The organism is Mesorhizobium sp. P2_A12, assembly GCF_056405075.1.
In genome coordinates this window covers 247,857-263,918 of record NZ_JBFUCU010000005.1, presented here as the reverse complement: position 1 = coordinate 263,918, position 16,062 = coordinate 247,857, and the positions used below count along the sequence as shown (strand labels likewise).

Genomic DNA, 16,062 nt, shown 5'->3' with positions numbered 1-16,062 from the left:
GAAAGTGGACCGGGAAACCTGAGCCTCCCGGCAACTGCCAAGTCTATTCCGCCGCCACGCCCATGCGCATGCGTTCCATCTCGATCAGTGCGCGGCGGTATTCGACCGGCATGATCTTGCGGAATTTCGGCCGGAAGGTCGTCCAGTCATCGAGGATTTCGCGACCGCGCACCGAACCGGTGTAGTGCACATGGTTCGAGATCAGCTGGTAGAGCCGCTCCTCGTCATGGCTGGTCATGTCACCGGACACGTCGACGCGACCCTTGTGGTCGAGGTCGCCGCCATGGTGCAGCAGCCTTTCCATCAGGTCGTCTTCTTCCGGAACCGGTTCCAGCTCGACCATCGCCATGTTGCAGCGCTCGGCGAAATCGCCCGCCTCGTCCAGCACATAGGCAACGCCGCCCGACATGCCGGCGGCGAAGTTGCGGCCGGTCTTGCCGATGACGACGACGATGCCGCCCGTCATGTACTCGCAGCCATGGTCGCCGACGCCTTCGACGACGGCGGCCACGCCCGAATTGCGCACGGCGAAACGCTCGCCGGCGACGCCGGCGAAATAGGCCTCGCCCTCGGTCGCGCCATAGAGCACCGTGTTGCCGACGATGATGGACTCCGCCGCGACGATCTTGGCCTCTTCTGGTGGCCGGATGACGATACGGCCGCCCGATAGGCCCTTGCCGACATAGTCGTTGCCGGCGCCGACGAGATCGAACGAGATGCCGCGCGCCAGGAAGGCGCCGAAGGACTGGCCGGCGGTGCCGGTCAGCTTCACCGAAATCGTGTCCTCACGCAGGCCCTTGTGCTTGAAGCGCTTGGCCACTTCGCCCGACAGCATGGCGCCGGCCGAGCGGTCGACATTGCGGATGTCGACCTCGATCTTGACCGGCTGCTTGCTTTCGAGCGCCGGCTTGGACAGTTCGATCAGCTTGCGGTCGAGCACGTCGTCGATCGGGTGCTTCTGCCGCTCGGTCCAGTGCACCGCTTCATGCGGCGCGTCCGGCTTGAAGAACATCTTTGAGAAATCGAGCCCGCGCGCCTTCCAGTGCACGATCAGGTCGCGCTTCTCCAAAAGGTCGGTGTCGCCGATGATCTGGTCGATATGGGTGTAACCCATCTCGGCGAGCAGCTCCCTCACCTCTTCCGCCACGTAGAAGAAGAAGTTGATGACATGCTCGGGTGTGCCCTTGAAGCGCTTGCGCAGCACCGGGTCCTGCGTCGCCACGCCGACCGGACAGGTGTTGAGATGGCACTTGCGCATCATGATGCAGCCGGCCGCGATCAGCGGCGCGGTCGAGAAGCCGAACTCGTCGGCACCGAGCAGCGCGCCGACGATGACGTCGCGGCCGGTGCGCAAGCCACCATCGACCTGCAGCGCCACGCGCGAACGCAAGCCGTTCAGCACCAGCGTCTGGTGCGTCTCGGCAAGGCCCATTTCCCATGGGCTACCGGCATGCTTGAGCGAAGTCAGCGGCGAGGCACCGGTGCCGCCATCATAGCCCGAGATGGTGATGTGGTCGGCGCGCGCCTTGGCGACGCCCGCAGCAACCGTGCCGACGCCGACTTCCGAGACCAGCTTGACCGACACGTCGGCCGCCGGATTGACGTTCTTCAGATCGTAGATCAGCTGCGCCAGATCCTCGATCGAATAGATGTCGTGATGCGGCGGCGGCGAGATCAGGCCGACGCCCGGCGTCGAGTGCCGGACCTTGGCGATGGTCGCGTCGACCTTGTGGCCGGGCAATTGGCCGCCCTCGCCGGGCTTGGCGCCCTGCGCCACCTTGATCTGCATCATGTCGGAATTGACGAGATACTCGGCCGTCACGCCGAAACGGCCCGAGGCGATCTGCTTGATCGCCGAGCGTTCCGGGTTCTTGCCGCCGCCGGGCAGCGGCAGATAACGGTCGGCCTCCTCGCCGCCCTCGCCGGTGTTGGACTTGCCGCCGATGGCGTTCATGGCGCGTGCCAGCGTGGTGTGCGCCTCGCGCGAGATCGAGCCGAAGGACATCGCCCCGGTCGAGAACCGCTTGACGATGTCGGCCGCCGACATGACGTCGTCGAGCGCGACCTTCTTGCGGCCGGTTTCCTCGGCCAGCTTGATCCTGAACAAGCCGCGGATGGTCTGGGCGCGGGCCGTCTCGCTGTCGATCTGCGCGGAATAGTCCTTGAACGTCTCCCACGAGCCCTGGCGCACGGCGTGCTGCAAGGTGGCGACCGCGTCGGGCGACCACATATGCGCCTCGCCGCGCATGCGGAACATGTATTCGCCGCCGACTTCCAGACTGTTGCGCAGCACCGGATCGTTGCCGAAGCCGTCATTGTGGCGGCTGAGCGTCTCGGTCGCGATCTCGTCCAGCCCGACACCTTCGATCAGCGTCGCGGTGCCGGTGAAATACTGTTGGACGAAATCGGTCTTCAGCCCGATGGCGTCGAAAATCTGCGCGCCGCAATAGGACTGGTAGGTCGAGATGCCCATCTTGGACATCACCTTGAGGATGCCCTTGCCGATCGACTTGATGTAGCGCGTGACGACTTCGTAGGCGTCGACCTCTTTCGGCAGTTCGCCGCGCTTGTGCATGTCGAGCAGCGTGTCGAAGGCGAGGTAAGGGTTGATCGCCTCGGCGCCATAGCCGGCAAGGCAGCAGAAATGATGCACTTCGCGCGGCTCGCCGGATTCGACGACGAGGCCGACAGAGGTGCGCAGCCCCTTGCGGATCAGGTGGTGATGTACCGCGGCCGTCGCCAGCAGCGCCGGGATGGCGATGCGGTCCGGCCCGACCTGGCGGTCGGACAAGATGATGATGTTGTAGCCGCCGGCGACCGCCGCCTCCGCCCGCTCGCACAAGCGGTCGATGGCGCCCTGCATGCCCGCGGCCCCTTCATTCGAGCCGTAGGTGATGTCGATCGTCTTGGTGTCGAAACGGTCCTCGGTGTGGCCGATGGAGCGGATCTTCTCCAGGTCGCCATTGGTCAGGATCGGCTGGCGCACCTCGAGCCGCTTGCGGCGCGAATTGCCGACCAGGTCGAATATGTTCGGCCGCGGCCCGATGAAGGACACCAGGCTCATCACCAGTTCCTCGCGGATCGGGTCGATCGGCGGGTTGGTGACCTGGGCGAAGTTCTGCTTGAAATAGGTGTAGAGCAGCTTCGACTTGTCCGACATCGCCGAGATCGGCGTATCGGTGCCCATCGAACCCACGGCTTCCTGGCCCGTCGTCGCCATCGGCGACATCAACAGCTTGGTGTCTTCCTGGGAGTAGCCGAACGCCTGCTGGCGATCGAGCAGGCTGACATCCTTGCGCAGCGCGCGCGGTTCGACCGGCTTCAGGTCTTCGAGGATCAGCTGCGTGTTGGCGAGCCAGGTCTTGTAGGGATGCTTGGTCGCGATCTCCGACTTGAGCTCCTCGTCGGAGACGATGCGCCCCTTCTCCAGGTCGATCAGCAGCATGCGGCCGGGCTGCAGCCGCCACTTCTTGACGATCTTCTCTTCCGGCACCGGCAGCACGCCGGCTTCCGAAGCCATGATGACGCGGTCATCGTCGGTGACGATGTAGCGCGCCGGGCGCAATCCGTTGCGGTCGAGCGTGGCGCCGATCTGGCGGCCATCGGTGAAGACAACCGCCGCCGGTCCGTCCCACGGCTCCATCAGCGCGGCATGGTATTCGTAGAAGGCCTTGCGGTCGGCATCCATGAGCTTGTTGCCGGCCCAGGCTTCCGGGATCAGCATCATCATGGCGTGGCTGAGGCTGTATCCGCCCTGGAACAGGAACTCGAGCGCATTGTCGAAACAGGCGGTGTCGGACTGGCCTTCATAGGAAATCGGCCACAGCTTCGAGATGTTGTTGCCGAACAGTTCGGAATCGACCGATGCCTGTCGCGCCGCCATCCAGTTGTTGTTGCCGCGCACGGTGTTGATCTCGCCATTGTGGGCGACCATGCGGTAGGGATGCGCCAGCTTCCACGACGGGAACGTGTTGGTCGAGAAGCGCTGGTGGACGAGGATCAGCGCGGTTTCGAAGCGCGGATCGGTCAGGTCCTTGTAATAGGCGCCGACCTGATAGGCCAGGAACATGCCCTTGTAGACGACGGTGCGCGCCGACAGCGACACGCAGTAGGAGCCGATGTCCTTGTTGTCGTTCTCGGCATAGATGCGGCCCGATATGACCTTGCGCAGCAGATAGAGCCTGGCCTCGTACTCCTCGTCATCGGGAATGTCTGATGTGCGGCCGATGAAGACCTGCCGATGGAACGGTTCGGACGCGACGATGTCAGGCGCCTTCGACAGCGACGAATTGTCGACCGGCACGTCACGGAAACCGATGAGCGGAAGCCCCTCGGACTGCGCCGATTCGGCGATGATGTCCTCGATATGAGCGCGAAGTGCCGCGTCCTGCGGCATGAACCAGTGTCCGACGCCGTATTGACCCGCCGGCGGCAGTTCGATGCCCTGGGCCGCCATCTCCTCGCGGAAGAAACGGTCCGGAAGTTGCACCAGCACGCCGGCGCCATCGCCGACCAGCGGATCGGCGCCGACGGCGCCGCGATGCGTCAGGTTTTCGAGCACGGCAAGGCCGTCCTCGACGATCTGATGCGACTTCACGCCCTTCATGTTGACGATGAAGCCGACGCCGCAGGCATCATGCTCATTGCGCGGATCGTAGAGGCCCTGGGCGGAAAAGCCGGTTCGGCCAATATTGGATCGGCCAATGTCGGTTCGGGACGCGGTTTTGACGGTTGCCGCTTTCGTCTGCGCGGCCTGGCCGTTCGTCGCAGAGTGCGTCATGTCCGTCATCTCTTGGTCCTCCATTCCCAGCCCTTCGGGCGCTGGTCTGCCCCGGCAAGCGCCTGGCTCACCCTGATCCTTGCGGCACGTCTTGCGAAATCCTTGCCGAACCAGGCGGCTTTCCGCATGGTTCGTATTCGTACAGGCCAGCGTCTGGCTGTCCAACCTGTCGCCCGCAGCAACAGCCGGAGAGGCCCAAATGATACGCCAATCCAGCTCGTTTTGTGCGACAAAATAAGACAGCACTACTGTCCTAAATTTTTATGACAGAATTTCTGGACGCACACAAGACCGATTCACAAAAAACTTGAGCCGCCGGCGACATAAAATTACGTGAAGTTGAGGAGAAACGTAAGCTTCAGTCGCCGCCCGCTGCCCCGGCCATGCCGACTGGCTTTAATGGTTTTCCGGCGCCTGGCCCTTGCGGTCAGCATGCGAAACCGGTCAACCTTAGCCCGATTTCCCCAAAAACACAGGCAGATGCATGTTCTTCGCTTCCGACAATTGGGCAGGCGCCCATCCCAATATCGTTGCCGGCCTGTCGGCCAATGCCGATGGTTTTTCCACCGCCTATGGTGACGGAGCGCTCGACCAGGCCGTCTACCGGCGCTTCAACGAGATTTTCGAGCGCGAGGTCGCGGTGTTCTTCGTGGCGACCGGCACGGCCGCCAACTCGCTGTCGCTGACCACCTTCAACAAGCCTGGCGGCATTTCCTTTGCCCACCGCGAATCGCATGTCATCGAAGATGAATGCGGCGCGCCGGAATATTTTTCCGGCGGCTCGCGGCTGCATGCGATCGATGGCGCATTGGGCAAGATCGACCCGCACAATCTCGAAAGGATCATCGGCCGCTTCGCCCCCGAAATCGTGCATTGGGGACGGCCGATGGCGGTCTCGATCACCCAGTCGACCGAGGTCGGCACAATCTACGGGCTGAACGACATCGATGCGATCTCGGCCATCGCCAAAAAGCATTCCGTGCCGCTGCACATGGATGGCGCCCGCTTTGCCAACGCCCTGGTCGCTCTCGACACGACACCGGCCGAAATGACCTGGAAACGCGGCGTCGACGTGCTGTCCTTCGGCGGCACCAAGAACGGCTGCTGGTGCGCCGAGGCGATCGTGCTGTTCGATCTCGACCGGGCCAGGGAATTGGCCTTCCTGCGCAAGCGCGCCGCCCAGCTGTTTTCGAAATCGCGCTTCGTCGCGGCGCAGTTCGAGGCCTATTTCAAGGACGAATTGTGGCTCGACACTGCCCGCCACGCCAATGCCATGGCCGCGCGCCTTGCGGCGGCGATCGAGGATTCGGCCACGGCAAAGCTGGCCTGGCTGCCGCAGGCGAACGAGGTTTTCGCAGTGATCAAGAAAGCCGAAGCCGAGAAGCTGCAGGCAGCCGGTGCTGCCTTCTACGACTGGCACAGGCCGCATGGCTTTGACGGCCATATCAGCGAGGACGAGTTGCTCTATCGCTTCGTCACCAGTTTTGCCACGACGGCCGATGAGGTCGACCGCTTCGGCCGGCTGATCGCTGGATAGTCCCGGACAACAAGAAAGGCGGCGCCTTTCGGCGCCGCCTTTGCCTTGGGAGGCTATTGGTTTAGTTGGCTGTCCTTAGTTGGCGGTCTTGGCCTCGATCTGCTTGGCCTTGGCCGGAGCCGAGGTGATCGCGATCTTGCGCGGCTTCAACTCCTCGGGAATGTTGCGCTTGAGGTCGACGAACAGCAGGCCGTTCTTCAGCGCGGCGCCGACGACTTCAACATGGTCGGCAAGCTGGAAGCGGCGTTCGAAAGCCCTCGAGGCAATGCCGCGATAGAGCAGTTCGGATCCTTCGCCGGTGCCCTCGTCCTTGCGCTCACCTTTTACCGTCAGCACGTTGCGATGGGCTTCGATCGAGATCTCCTCGTCAGAGAAGCCGGCAACAGCCATCGAGATCCGGTAGGAATCCTCGCCGGTGCGCTCGATGTTGTAGGGCGGATAAGTCTGCGCGCCATCGGGCTGCGCAAGCGAATCGAGCATGGTGAAGAGACGGTCGAAGCCGACGGTCGAGCGATAGAGCGGGGAAAAGTCAACGTGACGCATGAGGTGTTCTCCTGTTGAGCAACATGGTTTGCGTATGGCCGGTGCGAAACCCTTGAGCGGCGTTTCGGCTGGACCAGCGGCCCCGATATTGGCGACCGCATCCGACATTTGGGGAGCGCTCGAATGCATTTCAAGATTTCTCCTGTCGGCAAAAACCCGTGCGGCTGGTCGTTGATGAACGGCAGATGAACCGGCGCTTCGGCGCGCGTTCAGATAGCCGGCGCTAGAGTGAGCCCAAGATCAAGGATTGGCGGCGCCGGACGATGAACCGCTCTTGAGGCGCCGCAACGAGGCCGACCGGGGTGTAACGTCCCTTCCTCCCGGATCGACAGAGGCCGGAAGCCCGCTTTCAAGCGGCTTCCGGCCTTCCCCATTGTGGGTCTCGCGTCACCGGGAATTCCTTTGCTTTTGGCGCATGGGCGTCTATCACCTTAGCAGAGCCAGCCAGCACCGGCCGGCACGAGCACGAAGCGCCGAATGACGGATCTTGTCCCAGACATCCCCCTTTTTCACGAAATCGAGGGCAATCCACGACCGGAAAACGCCAGCGGTGGCTTTTTCACCACCCGTGACCGCAAGAAGATCCGCTACGGCCTGTTCGGCGCGGTCACTCGCCCCTTGAAAGGCACCGTGGTCGTGCTCACCGGCCGCAACGAGTGCATCGAGAAATATTTCGAAACCATCCGAAATCTTGCCGACCGTGGCTTTGGCGTCGCCACCATCGACTGGCGCGGCCAGGGCGATTCTTCCCGTCTGATCCGCAATCGCCAGCGCGGCTATGTCCGTAGCTTCCGCGACTACACCGCCGACTTGGAGCAGTTCTTCGAGGAGATCGTCCTGCCCGACTGCCGCGGCCCCTACTACATCCTCGCCCATTCAGCCGGCGCGGTGATCACGCTGCTTGCCACGCCGTCGATGGTGAACCGCGTGCGGCGCATGGTGCTGATCGCGCCATTCCTGACCGTGCCCGATCTGCCAGTCTCGATATCGACTGTTCGCCGCGTCTGTTCGTTCTTCTGCGCGCTCGGCCTTGGCCGTCTTTATGCCGCCTGGGGTCCACGGCCGAAGGTGACGGCCCCCTTCGAGACCAACAAGCTGACGTCCGACCCGGTACGCTATCGGCGCAACACGCGGATCTACGAAGAGTACCCGCAGCTGGCGCTCGGCGGCCCGACGATCCGCTGGCTGCAGGCTGCCGCCAAAGCATCTGAGGCTGTCAGCGACCCCGACTTCATGGCTCGCATTCAGGTCCCCATGCTGATAATCGCCGCCGGCGCCGACCAGGTCGTCTCGACCAAGGCGGTAGAAGCCTATGCCAGGCGTCTGCGGCTCGGTTCGCTGCTGATGATCGACGGCGCCCGCCACGAAATCCTGCAGGAGGCCGACATGTACCGCGAGCAACTCCTCGCCGCCTTCGATGCCTTCATTCCCGGCAGCGACGACCCTACGGTCTGACGGACGCCGATCGCCGGCTCACGCCTGGCGGGCGAACTCCATGACCCAGTTGGTCTCCCAGCTCGTGCCGCCATCAAGCGAAAAGGCCTGTTCCCAGCGCGCCGAATTCTCCATCATCCGTGACCAGAGGAAACGAACCTGGATCGGCCGTCCGTCGAAGACATCGTCACACAGGAACGTGCCGACACCGTCGGTGAATGCGCCGCGCACCGGCACATCGATGGTCAGCGGGTTGCGACCGTCGATCCACCAGATCGACCATTGCCGCGTCGCCGGATCGAAGGTCCGCACCGTTGCGGCACGATAGGCGCCGCCCGGCAGCTCGATCACATTGTCGTCGACATTGCCGAGACCACCGAGCAGTGGGCGTACCTCGCATGTGCCGCCGAATTCGTCCCAGTTGGTGTCGCCCGCCAGGCGCTTTTGCAGCCTTCGATGGCTGACATCCCAGTTGCCGAAGAAGAAGTCGAAATCGCTGCGCCCGTCCGTCCGACTGTCATTGGCGTGGCTGGCTGTTGATTGCATCGGCATGTCTGGTCCTCCTCTTGGAAAGGCCCTTCCATAGTCGGTGCCAACTGACACCCTGTTGTCAGTAGGGATCGGCCGGCGGCGCCCGCGGCGCGCAAAGTGCTAAAGATTCTGACAGCCCGCGCCGTCCCGGAGTGCTCATCTGCCCGCGTCGAACTGAACGCCATGGAGATGAGATCATGACCGAGAAAACCTGCGCCGCCTGCGATTGCCAGCTGGACGCCAACCCGATCCGCGTCAAGGTCGGCGGCAAGACCGTCGAAGTCTGTTGCGAGGAATGCGCGCAAGCGCTGAACGAAGCCGGCGCCTCGGCAGCCGGCGCCAGGGAGGACTGAGCGATGCGCCCCGATCATACAGCAGCAACGCAATGCCTGGCCGACACGATCCCCGCACTCAAGCCAACGGTTCGCGCATCGGACGCCGCAACGATCCGGCAGGCCCTGCGTGCACAATTCATGGCTGCGGCCAGCTGGGTCAGCTATCAGATGGAGCGGCGTCGAAGCCGGCGCGCCTTGCTCGAGATGACCGACGACCAGCTCAAGGACATCGGTCTGTCGCGCGGTGAAGCCTACTCAGAATCCACGCGCCGGCTGTGGGATTGATGCATGTCGCCCAGAAGTGGTCCCGGTTTCGGGGCGACGACATGCGCGAAACTAAAACTCAAAGCGCGTCGCGTGATTCCATTTTGATGCGACGCGCTTTGAGAAGCAGCCTGCCTGGAAGTCTCCTGACAGGAATGGGCGGGCCGGTTGCGTAGAGTGCCGATCCAGGGCCCATGGCCCGGCACAGGAAAACAACGCAATGGCCATATCGCAATTCACGGTCCAGCCGCTTCTCGACACCGGCACTGTCAGGGTGCGCGACGTCGTCTGCAGCGGGCAATGCCGGCACAGGAGCGAGGAAGAGTGCACGTCGGCGACGCATCTTGTGTTTCCCTATCGCGGCGTCTTCGTGCGCCATGTCGGCCGCAATGACGCCGTCGCCGAAGCCAATCAGCTGCTGTTCTTCAACGAGGCGGAAGCCTATCGGATCAGCCACCCCGTCGAGGGTGGCGACGCCTGCCTCGATCTCGTCGTCGAGGAGGCACAACTGCTGGAGCTGGCGCCGAAGGAACAATTGCGCAGCGGCGCCACCCCGGCATTTCGTCGCCAACGCCGACGCATCGACCCACGGGCCCAGGCTTTGGTGGCTTTGCTGCGCCACAGCCTCAGCCGCAACGTCGCGGAAATACTCGAGGCCGAAACCCTGGCGCTGACGCTGGTGCGGCGCTCTCTCGGCGAGCGGACTTCGCATGTCGCCGGCGCCAGCACGGGCCGGCAGAAACTGGTCGACCGCGCCAAGCTCGTTTTGTCCTCGGATCTGTCGCGACGCTGGACGCTGGCAGAAATTGCCGCCGAGGTCGGCGTCTCGCCGGTCTACCTGACGCAGATGTTCCAGCAGGTCGAGGCCATGCCGCTCTATCGCTATCATTTGCGCCTGCGGCTGGCGCGCGCGCTCGACCTGCTTGGCCGCTACGATAATCTGACGACGCTGGGCATGGACCTTGGCTTCTCCAGCCACAGCCATTTCAGCTCCGCGTTCAGGCAGGTTTACGGCCGCACCCCAGCGGAATTCCAGCGCTCGATCAAGCCGCGCTGACGCAATTCCAGGAAAAGTGTGAGCGGTTTTCCGTTCGGAATTGCGTCGAAGAAAGCGTGGAGAAATCAGCCTCGGAGCGCAGCCATCGCCGCCGCATGCAGCTCCGGCGTCGCCGCTGCCACGACATCGCCGCCCTTCTCCGCCGGCCCACCATCGAATGTGGTGACCACACCGCCGGCCTTTTCGATGATCGGGATCAGCGCCACGATGTCGTACGGCTTCAATCCGGGATCGGCAACGATATCGACGCTTCCCGATGCGATCATGGCGAAGGCATAGCAATCGGTGCCGTAGCGGGCGAGCTGCACCTGCTTTTCGAACTGGTAGTAGCGCTCGCGCGCCTCGCCCTTGAACAGTGCCGGCGTGGTGGTGAACAGCGTCGCTTCGGCGAGCTTCGTCGTCTTGCGGGTTGTCAGCTTGCGCGGGCCACCCGGCCCCTCATAGTGGGAGCCCGAGGCATTGGCGTAGTAGAGCTCGCCGGTGAAAGGTTGCGACATCATGCCGGCAACGGCATCGCCGTCGACGGTCAGCCCGACCAGCGTCCCCCACACCGGCAGGCCGGAGATGAAGGCGCGCGTGCCGTCGATGGGGTCGATCACCCAGACATGCTTGCTCGAAACGTTTTCGCTGCCATGCTCCTCGCCGAGGATGCCATGGTCGGGATATTCAGCCGATATCAGCGCCCGGATGGCGCGCTCGGCCTCGCGATCGGCTTCGGTGACCGGGTCGAAACTGCCCTTTTCCTTGTTGGCGACGGCGCCCTGGCTGCGGAAGCGCGGCAAGGTTTCCGCCGCTGCCGCCTGCGCGATGCGGCGCATGAAATCGATGCTGATGTCCACCTGATTCTCCCGCATTGCAGCATGCCCAAGCCGTGCTCTGCCGCCAATTTCCTGCCAAAACAAGGGTGTTCGACGATTTTCCCGCAGCGGCACCTGTTGCCCGGATGTCACACAAGCGTCACCGAAATGCAATTTCCACATCAGAGTGAATTAAAAAAGCCTGAAGGTCGCTTGACATTTGTGCAGCGCACAATAACCTCAGCCTCGGACAGGTTTTCCTGTCCATGCCCTCCTTGGGCGTTTCCTCCCTAGACTTCGACCGTATCGTGCAAACGATGCGGTCTTTTTTTACGCCGGAGTATCCCGGACCAAAGTTTCACTCCGCCGCCAGCGGCAGGTCGATGAAATGATGGTCGGGCATGGCCATCAGATCCGCCGAAAATCGCGTCAGATCGTCAGCCAGGGCGTCGAAGCCGGCGGCCTTCTCGAATGTCCGCTCGTTCATGTAGAGCCCGCGATTGACCTCTATCTGCAGGGCGTGGAGATGGCGCGCCGGGCGGCCATAGTGCTCGGTGATGAAGCCGCCCGCATAGGGCTTGTTGTGGGCAACGGTGTAACCCATGGCGGTGAGCAGGCTGATCGCTGTCTCGGTCAAGGCCGCGGTGGCCGAGATGCCGAAACGGTCACCGATGATGAAGTCAGGCCTCAAGCCGTTGTCGCCGACGCGGATGCTCGCCGGCATCGAATGGCAATCGATCAGCACGGCAAAGCCGAAACGCGCATGGGTTCTGGTCAAGAGCCGTTTCAGCGTCTCGTGATAGGGCTTGTAGACAGCCTCGATGCGAGCGACCGCTTCGGACAGCGGCAAGCGGCCGGAATAGATATCGAGCCCCTCGCCGACCAGCTTGGGCACCGTGCCAAGCCCGCCGGCGACCCGCGCCGAGCGGATGTTGCAGAACGACGGCACCGGCTCGGCGAACATGCGCGGATCGAGTTCCCACGGCTCGCGGTTGACGTCGAGATAGGCGCGCGGGAAATTCGCCGCCAGCATTGGCGCCCCCAGCGCCACGGCACCGCCGAACAGTTCGTCGACATAGCAGTCTTCCGAACGGCGGATGGCGTTGCGGTCCAGCCTTGCCATGGCAAGGAAGCGCTCCGGATAGTAGCGGCCGCTATGCGGTGAGTTGAAGAGGAAGGGGACGCGCTGCTCGGCGCCCGACCGGATTTCGAAGGGTGGAAAGACCGAAAAATCCTCGGCTGCCGTCTTCAATTTGAGCGAACCCGCAAACACCAGTGCATCATGATGTGAAGGTGCCACCTTGCTGGCCGCGTGTCCAGTATTTCAGCAGCAGCACAGGCCGGGCAAATATGAACCGTCCCGGCTCACGTTCACTTGATGTTTACCCTCACCTCCTCATATACAGGATGGTTAACGGGCTTGCCCAACGGCAATCTCGAGCGGGTGATTCGGACGGGACATCATGGCACGCATTCTTCTGGCGGAAGACGACGACGATATGCGTCGGTTCCTCGTCAAGGCGCTGGAGCGCGCCGGTTACCAGGTCAGCGATTTCGACAATGGCGCCAGCGCCTACGAGCGGCTGCGCGAGGAACCGTTCTCGCTGCTTCTGACCGACATCGTCATGCCGGAGATGGACGGCATCGAACTGGCGCGCCGCGCCACCGAGATCGACCCCGACCTCAAGGTCATGTTCATCACCGGTTTCGCCGCGGTTGCGCTGAACCCCGATTCCAAGGCGCCGAAAGACGCCAAGGTGCTGTCGAAGCCGTTCCACCTGCGCGACCTCGTCAACGAGGTCGAAAAGATGCTGCAGGCGGCCTGAGCCGCTTTCCGAGTAAGGCGTAAGCACCCTTGTCGCCACTGCGGCGAGACGACGCCTTCTTTCCTTTTTCCTGCTATTGACGCGCTGGATCAAAAATGGTGTATGCGCGGCTTCGGATGGGCGTGTAGCTCAGCGGGAGAGCACTGCATTGACATTGCAGGGGTCACAGGTTCAATCCCTGTCACGCCCACCATCCTTTTGAAAAACAATGGGTTACGCTGAGTTTTCGCTGGTGAGGCATCCAAGGGATGCACCAGAATGCGGAATCCGACTTATCTCGAACTCTCCCGAAACCGGATTTTCTATTTTCGCTGGCCGCTGACAAAGCCTTGTGCTGGCAGCAGTGGAAAACCTGCGAGCCTCAAAATCTCACTTCGTACGCGGGCCGACTCGGAAGCCTTGTACCTAGCTCGGCACCTAAGCTATGTCGGCCAAGTCCTTATGAAACGGTGGTCTGCATCCAGCATGCGCTACGATGAAATACGTGCTGCACTCACAACGCACTTTCGAGACGCGCTGGAACGCCGCAAAAACGAGATAGCTGCGGAAGGCCGGCTAAGACCCGAGACGTTGGCGGCCCTACAGAACGGGGTAGCGTTTGCCGACGACGCGATATTGACGGGCGGCGATATCTTTCCCCATGAGACAGACGACTCGCTAGCTATGCGCTTTGCCGAGTCACACCAGCTTGCGTTGGCTCCAGGCTCTGATGCCTTCGTGACATTCAAAAGCGAGATGAAGCGGGCATACAAGGCGTACTGCTCTGCGGTGCTAGCCCATGATCAGTCTTTTGACAGTTTCGACTTTGACAAAGCCGCCCTTCCCTCAGGGACGACATTCGCGAAACCAGCGGCCAGCTCGAAAGACACTCTTGGTGAAGTTGCTATGAAATTCATAGCTGAGGAGAAGAAAGCGGGACGCTGGGTCAAACGGTCAGAGGATCAGAAACGCCAGCATATCGAACTTTTGTACGAGGTTCTGGGGCGTGAGATCGAGATTGCCCAGGTCACATCTTCGGACGCGCAACGCGTGAAAGAGATCCTCCTAAATTATCCTCGAAATAGGAACAAAATCGAAGCCACTCGCAACCTGTCTATCGATGAAATATCGAAGCTGCATGGGCACAAGACGCTCACTGTCCGCACCATCAACACCTATCTCCAGACCTATGCTGGCCTTTTCTCTTGGGCAAAGAGAAACAGATATGTCGCAGAAAATTTGTTCGACGGAGCCACACTTAGAGAAAGCAAGAAGAATGACGAAGAGGCTCAGAGAGAGCCGTTTTCTCAAACTCATATCGATCTGATGCTTAGCGAGCTTCTTAATAACACACGAGGTTTGCTGAACAGGGAATATCAAAAATGGGGGCCGTTGATTGGGCTCTACACAGGCGCCAGATTGAATGAGATAAGTCAGTTAGAAGTAGCAGACATTAAAATGACTGACGGAGTCTGGTGTTTCGACTTCAACGACGAAGGAGAAGGAAAGAGCCTAAAGAACTCCGCATCTCGGAGAGTGGTGCCCATACACGACCGGCTCCTGGAGCTAGGAATTTTGGGATACTTGCAAACGCTCAAGTCGCGAGGCGAGACACGTTTCTTTCCTGAGTTCCAGTTCACCTCGAAGGAGGGCTATGGTCGAGCCCTTGGGCGTTGGTTCAATGTACGCTTCCTCGTTCAGCTTGGCATCAAGTCAAAGGACCTAGTGTTTCACAGCTTCCGGCACACCATGATCACAAAGCTACTGCAGGCTGGCGTAGAGGAAAACCTCGTAAAGGCGATCGTCGGTCATACGCGGCATGGCGTGACCCAACAGCATTATTTCAAGCAGGGATACACAATCGCACAGATGCAAGCTGCGCTACGCAGTTTCTAGCTGTCTGTTAACTTTTTCATAAGAGCTGGTACGTCCAGTTCGATGATTGCGGCTATGTCGAGAAGTTCAACTAGGTCGACTCGACGTTGTCCGCTCTCGATGTTCGCAATGAAGGGCTGATGCCGACCCATCGCTTTCGCAACTTGGGTTTGGGACAAGCCTTTCGAACGCCTCTGATCCGCCAACGCTTTGGCGATCATCACATGACGAGTTGAGTGCAGGGACTTTGGCATTGGCCCGTTGACGAAAGGTCTGACGGGCGGGTAATCCGAAATTCAGATTATCCAAAAATTGGATATATGGGCACACGCTCTGGGACTTAGCAGAGCACACAGGGGGCTAACATGGAAACTTTGCTAGTGCTGATCGTGCTTGGAGCGGCGGTATTCTATTTCCTCAAAGGCATTGTTCAGCGAGGCGCAGAGACTGTAAGAGCATCGATATTCCTGACCGGCTTAGAGTCTGGCGGCACGGTAGCTGATGCCAACATGGTGGCAAGCATCGATGCAGAGCATATGCCAGCCTCCATGATCCATGACGCGATGGACCACGTACGGCTCATGTACGGAGGCAAGCAGTTGCCCATGATTGAAGAGGCATATCGCAAGGGTATGAAGCCTAAGCTCGCCCTCTGGAATCAAGTCCTGATAAACATCTTTCATTCCTCTGTCCCGGAACGCAGCAGCGGGAAGCAAAAGGCTGACAGCACGGACACTCCAGGACACCGCAATGATCTTTACCAAGAGGTTGTGGAAGCTAACAAAACGCGAAACCAGCGGATGGGTTTCGACAAATATCTCAGCGCCGTTGTAGCAGAGGCCAAGCGCTTAGACGGCAAAGCTGCCACCGACTTGCATTGGATCGAATTGACTGACGACGAAGGCACAAAGCGCGCTTATGCTGATGGAATAGACCCTGAGAGGCTCGCAACGGAAATTTTGAAGTTTGGGCCACCGCCACCTTGGCGTGTTGGCTAGTTTCCGCCAGAGAGGCCCGCAGGATTCGTTCGGTGCTCTGGCGCAGGATTGGACGGCGGAAGTTCCCTGTCGCCTCTCAGCCGCCTTCCCTGGCCGATTTGAGACC

Annotated in this window: 14 protein-coding genes and 1 tRNA gene; 9 read left to right on the top strand and 6 right to left on the bottom strand. The window is 61.2% G+C overall.

Annotated features, from left to right (window positions below):
* Positions 1-43: 43 nt before the first annotated feature.
* A complete protein-coding gene (gene gltB, locus AC1DZU_RS15145; RefSeq protein WP_477285880.1) occupies positions 44-4,789 on the bottom strand; it encodes a glutamate synthase large subunit in 4,746 nt (1,581 codons plus the stop codon).
* Between the two features lie 475 nt (positions 4,790-5,264).
* Between gltB and AC1DZU_RS15140 the strand changes: the two genes are divergently transcribed.
* Positions 5,265-6,317: a threonine aldolase family protein gene (locus tag AC1DZU_RS15140; RefSeq protein ID WP_477285878.1), complete on the top strand. Its 1,053-nt coding sequence runs from the start codon at positions 5,265-5,267 to the stop codon at positions 6,315-6,317.
* Between the two features lie 75 nt (positions 6,318-6,392).
* Here AC1DZU_RS15140 and AC1DZU_RS15135 read toward each other — a convergent pair whose 3' ends face one another.
* Positions 6,393-6,860: an Hsp20 family protein gene (locus tag AC1DZU_RS15135; RefSeq protein ID WP_023759726.1), complete on the bottom strand. Its 468-nt coding sequence runs from the start codon at positions 6,858-6,860 to the stop codon at positions 6,393-6,395.
* A gap of 477 nt (positions 6,861-7,337) precedes the next feature.
* Between AC1DZU_RS15135 and AC1DZU_RS15130 the strand changes: the two genes are divergently transcribed.
* A complete protein-coding gene (locus AC1DZU_RS15130; RefSeq protein ID WP_477285876.1) occupies positions 7,338-8,315 on the top strand; it encodes an alpha/beta fold hydrolase in 978 nt (325 codons plus the stop codon).
* 18 nt (positions 8,316-8,333) lie between these two features.
* On the opposite strand, the gene AC1DZU_RS15125 is transcribed toward AC1DZU_RS15130, so the two are convergent.
* Positions 8,334-8,846: a DUF1579 family protein gene (locus AC1DZU_RS15125; RefSeq protein WP_477285874.1), complete on the bottom strand. Its 513-nt coding sequence runs from the start codon at positions 8,844-8,846 to the stop codon at positions 8,334-8,336.
* A gap of 176 nt (positions 8,847-9,022) precedes the next feature.
* Here AC1DZU_RS15125 and AC1DZU_RS15120 point away from each other — a divergent pair, with 176 nt between their 5' ends.
* The 3 genes from AC1DZU_RS15120 (at position 9,023) to AC1DZU_RS15110 (ending at position 10,481) form a co-directional block, all read left to right on the top strand.
* On the top strand, positions 9,023-9,178 hold the full coding sequence (locus AC1DZU_RS15120) for a hypothetical protein (protein WP_477285872.1): 156 nt from the start codon (positions 9,023-9,025) through the stop codon (positions 9,176-9,178).
* 3 nt (positions 9,179-9,181) lie between these two features.
* Positions 9,182-9,445 (top strand): DUF1127 domain-containing protein, encoded by a 264-nt coding sequence (locus AC1DZU_RS15115; RefSeq protein ID WP_477285870.1) that lies wholly within the window; start codon positions 9,182-9,184, stop codon positions 9,443-9,445.
* A gap of 205 nt (positions 9,446-9,650) precedes the next feature.
* Positions 9,651-10,481: a helix-turn-helix domain-containing protein gene (locus AC1DZU_RS15110; RefSeq protein ID WP_477286083.1), complete on the top strand. Its 831-nt coding sequence runs from the start codon at positions 9,651-9,653 to the stop codon at positions 10,479-10,481.
* A gap of 65 nt (positions 10,482-10,546) precedes the next feature.
* Here AC1DZU_RS15110 and hisN read toward each other — a convergent pair whose 3' ends face one another.
* A complete protein-coding gene (gene hisN, locus AC1DZU_RS15105; protein WP_477285868.1) occupies positions 10,547-11,320 on the bottom strand; it encodes a histidinol-phosphatase in 774 nt (257 codons plus the stop codon).
* Positions 11,321-11,636: 316 nt separating this feature from the next.
* Positions 11,637-12,578 carry an N-formylglutamate amidohydrolase gene (locus tag AC1DZU_RS15100; protein WP_477285866.1) on the bottom strand — a complete coding sequence of 314 codons (942 nt, stop codon included), beginning with the start codon at positions 12,576-12,578 and terminating at the stop codon, positions 11,637-11,639.
* 163 nt (positions 12,579-12,741) lie between these two features.
* Between AC1DZU_RS15100 and cpdR the strand changes: the two genes are divergently transcribed.
* From cpdR to AC1DZU_RS15085, 3 genes are all read left to right on the top strand, one after another.
* Positions 12,742-13,104: a cell cycle two-component system response regulator CpdR gene (gene cpdR, locus AC1DZU_RS15095; protein ID WP_006199474.1), complete on the top strand. Its 363-nt coding sequence runs from the start codon at positions 12,742-12,744 to the stop codon at positions 13,102-13,104.
* Between the two features lie 118 nt (positions 13,105-13,222).
* Positions 13,223-13,297 (top strand) — tRNA-Val (locus tag AC1DZU_RS15090).
* 272 nt (positions 13,298-13,569) lie between these two features.
* The gene (locus tag AC1DZU_RS15085) at positions 13,570-14,979 is read left to right on the top strand and encodes a tyrosine-type recombinase/integrase (protein ID WP_477285864.1); all 1,410 of its coding nucleotides are present in this window, start codon (positions 13,570-13,572) and stop codon (positions 14,977-14,979) included.
* Here AC1DZU_RS15085 and AC1DZU_RS15080 read toward each other — a convergent pair.
* Positions 14,976-15,179, bottom strand: a complete 204-nt coding sequence (locus tag AC1DZU_RS15080) for a helix-turn-helix domain-containing protein (protein WP_477286081.1) — start codon at positions 15,177-15,179, stop codon at positions 14,976-14,978. The two genes, AC1DZU_RS15085 and AC1DZU_RS15080, sit on opposite strands and share 4 nt — an antisense overlap.
* Before the next feature lie 144 nt (positions 15,180-15,323).
* On the opposite strand from AC1DZU_RS15080, the gene AC1DZU_RS15075 reads away from it, so the two are divergent.
* Positions 15,324-15,956, top strand: a complete 633-nt coding sequence (locus tag AC1DZU_RS15075) for a hypothetical protein (RefSeq protein WP_477285862.1) — start codon at positions 15,324-15,326, stop codon at positions 15,954-15,956.
* Positions 15,957-16,062: the final 106 nt, after the last annotated feature.

What these genes read in the sequence shown, in the direction of transcription:
- gltB (WP_477285880.1), bottom strand. Translation starts at nt 4,789, where the DNA reads ATGACGGACATGACGCACTCTGCGACGAACGGCCAGGCCGCGCAGACG.
- AC1DZU_RS15140 (WP_477285878.1), top strand. Translation starts at nt 5,265, where the DNA reads ATGTTCTTCGCTTCCGACAATTGGGCAGGCGCCCATCCCAATATCGTT.
- AC1DZU_RS15135 (WP_023759726.1), bottom strand. Translation starts at nt 6,860, where the DNA reads ATGCGTCACGTTGACTTTTCCCCGCTCTATCGCTCGACCGTCGGCTTC.
- AC1DZU_RS15130 (WP_477285876.1), top strand. Translation starts at nt 7,338, where the DNA reads ATGACGGATCTTGTCCCAGACATCCCCCTTTTTCACGAAATCGAGGGC.
- AC1DZU_RS15125 (WP_477285874.1), bottom strand. Translation starts at nt 8,846, where the DNA reads ATGCCGATGCAATCAACAGCCAGCCACGCCAATGACAGTCGGACGGAC.
- AC1DZU_RS15120 (WP_477285872.1), top strand. Translation starts at nt 9,023, where the DNA reads ATGACCGAGAAAACCTGCGCCGCCTGCGATTGCCAGCTGGACGCCAAC.
- AC1DZU_RS15115 (WP_477285870.1), top strand. Translation starts at nt 9,182, where the DNA reads ATGCGCCCCGATCATACAGCAGCAACGCAATGCCTGGCCGACACGATC.
- cpdR (WP_006199474.1), top strand. Translation starts at nt 12,742, where the DNA reads ATGGCACGCATTCTTCTGGCGGAAGACGACGACGATATGCGTCGGTTC.
- AC1DZU_RS15085 (WP_477285864.1), top strand. Translation starts at nt 13,570, where the DNA reads ATGCGCTACGATGAAATACGTGCTGCACTCACAACGCACTTTCGAGAC.
- AC1DZU_RS15080 (WP_477286081.1), bottom strand. Translation starts at nt 15,179, where the DNA reads ATGATCGCCAAAGCGTTGGCGGATCAGAGGCGTTCGAAAGGCTTGTCC.
- AC1DZU_RS15075 (WP_477285862.1), top strand. Translation starts at nt 15,324, where the DNA reads ATGGAAACTTTGCTAGTGCTGATCGTGCTTGGAGCGGCGGTATTCTAT.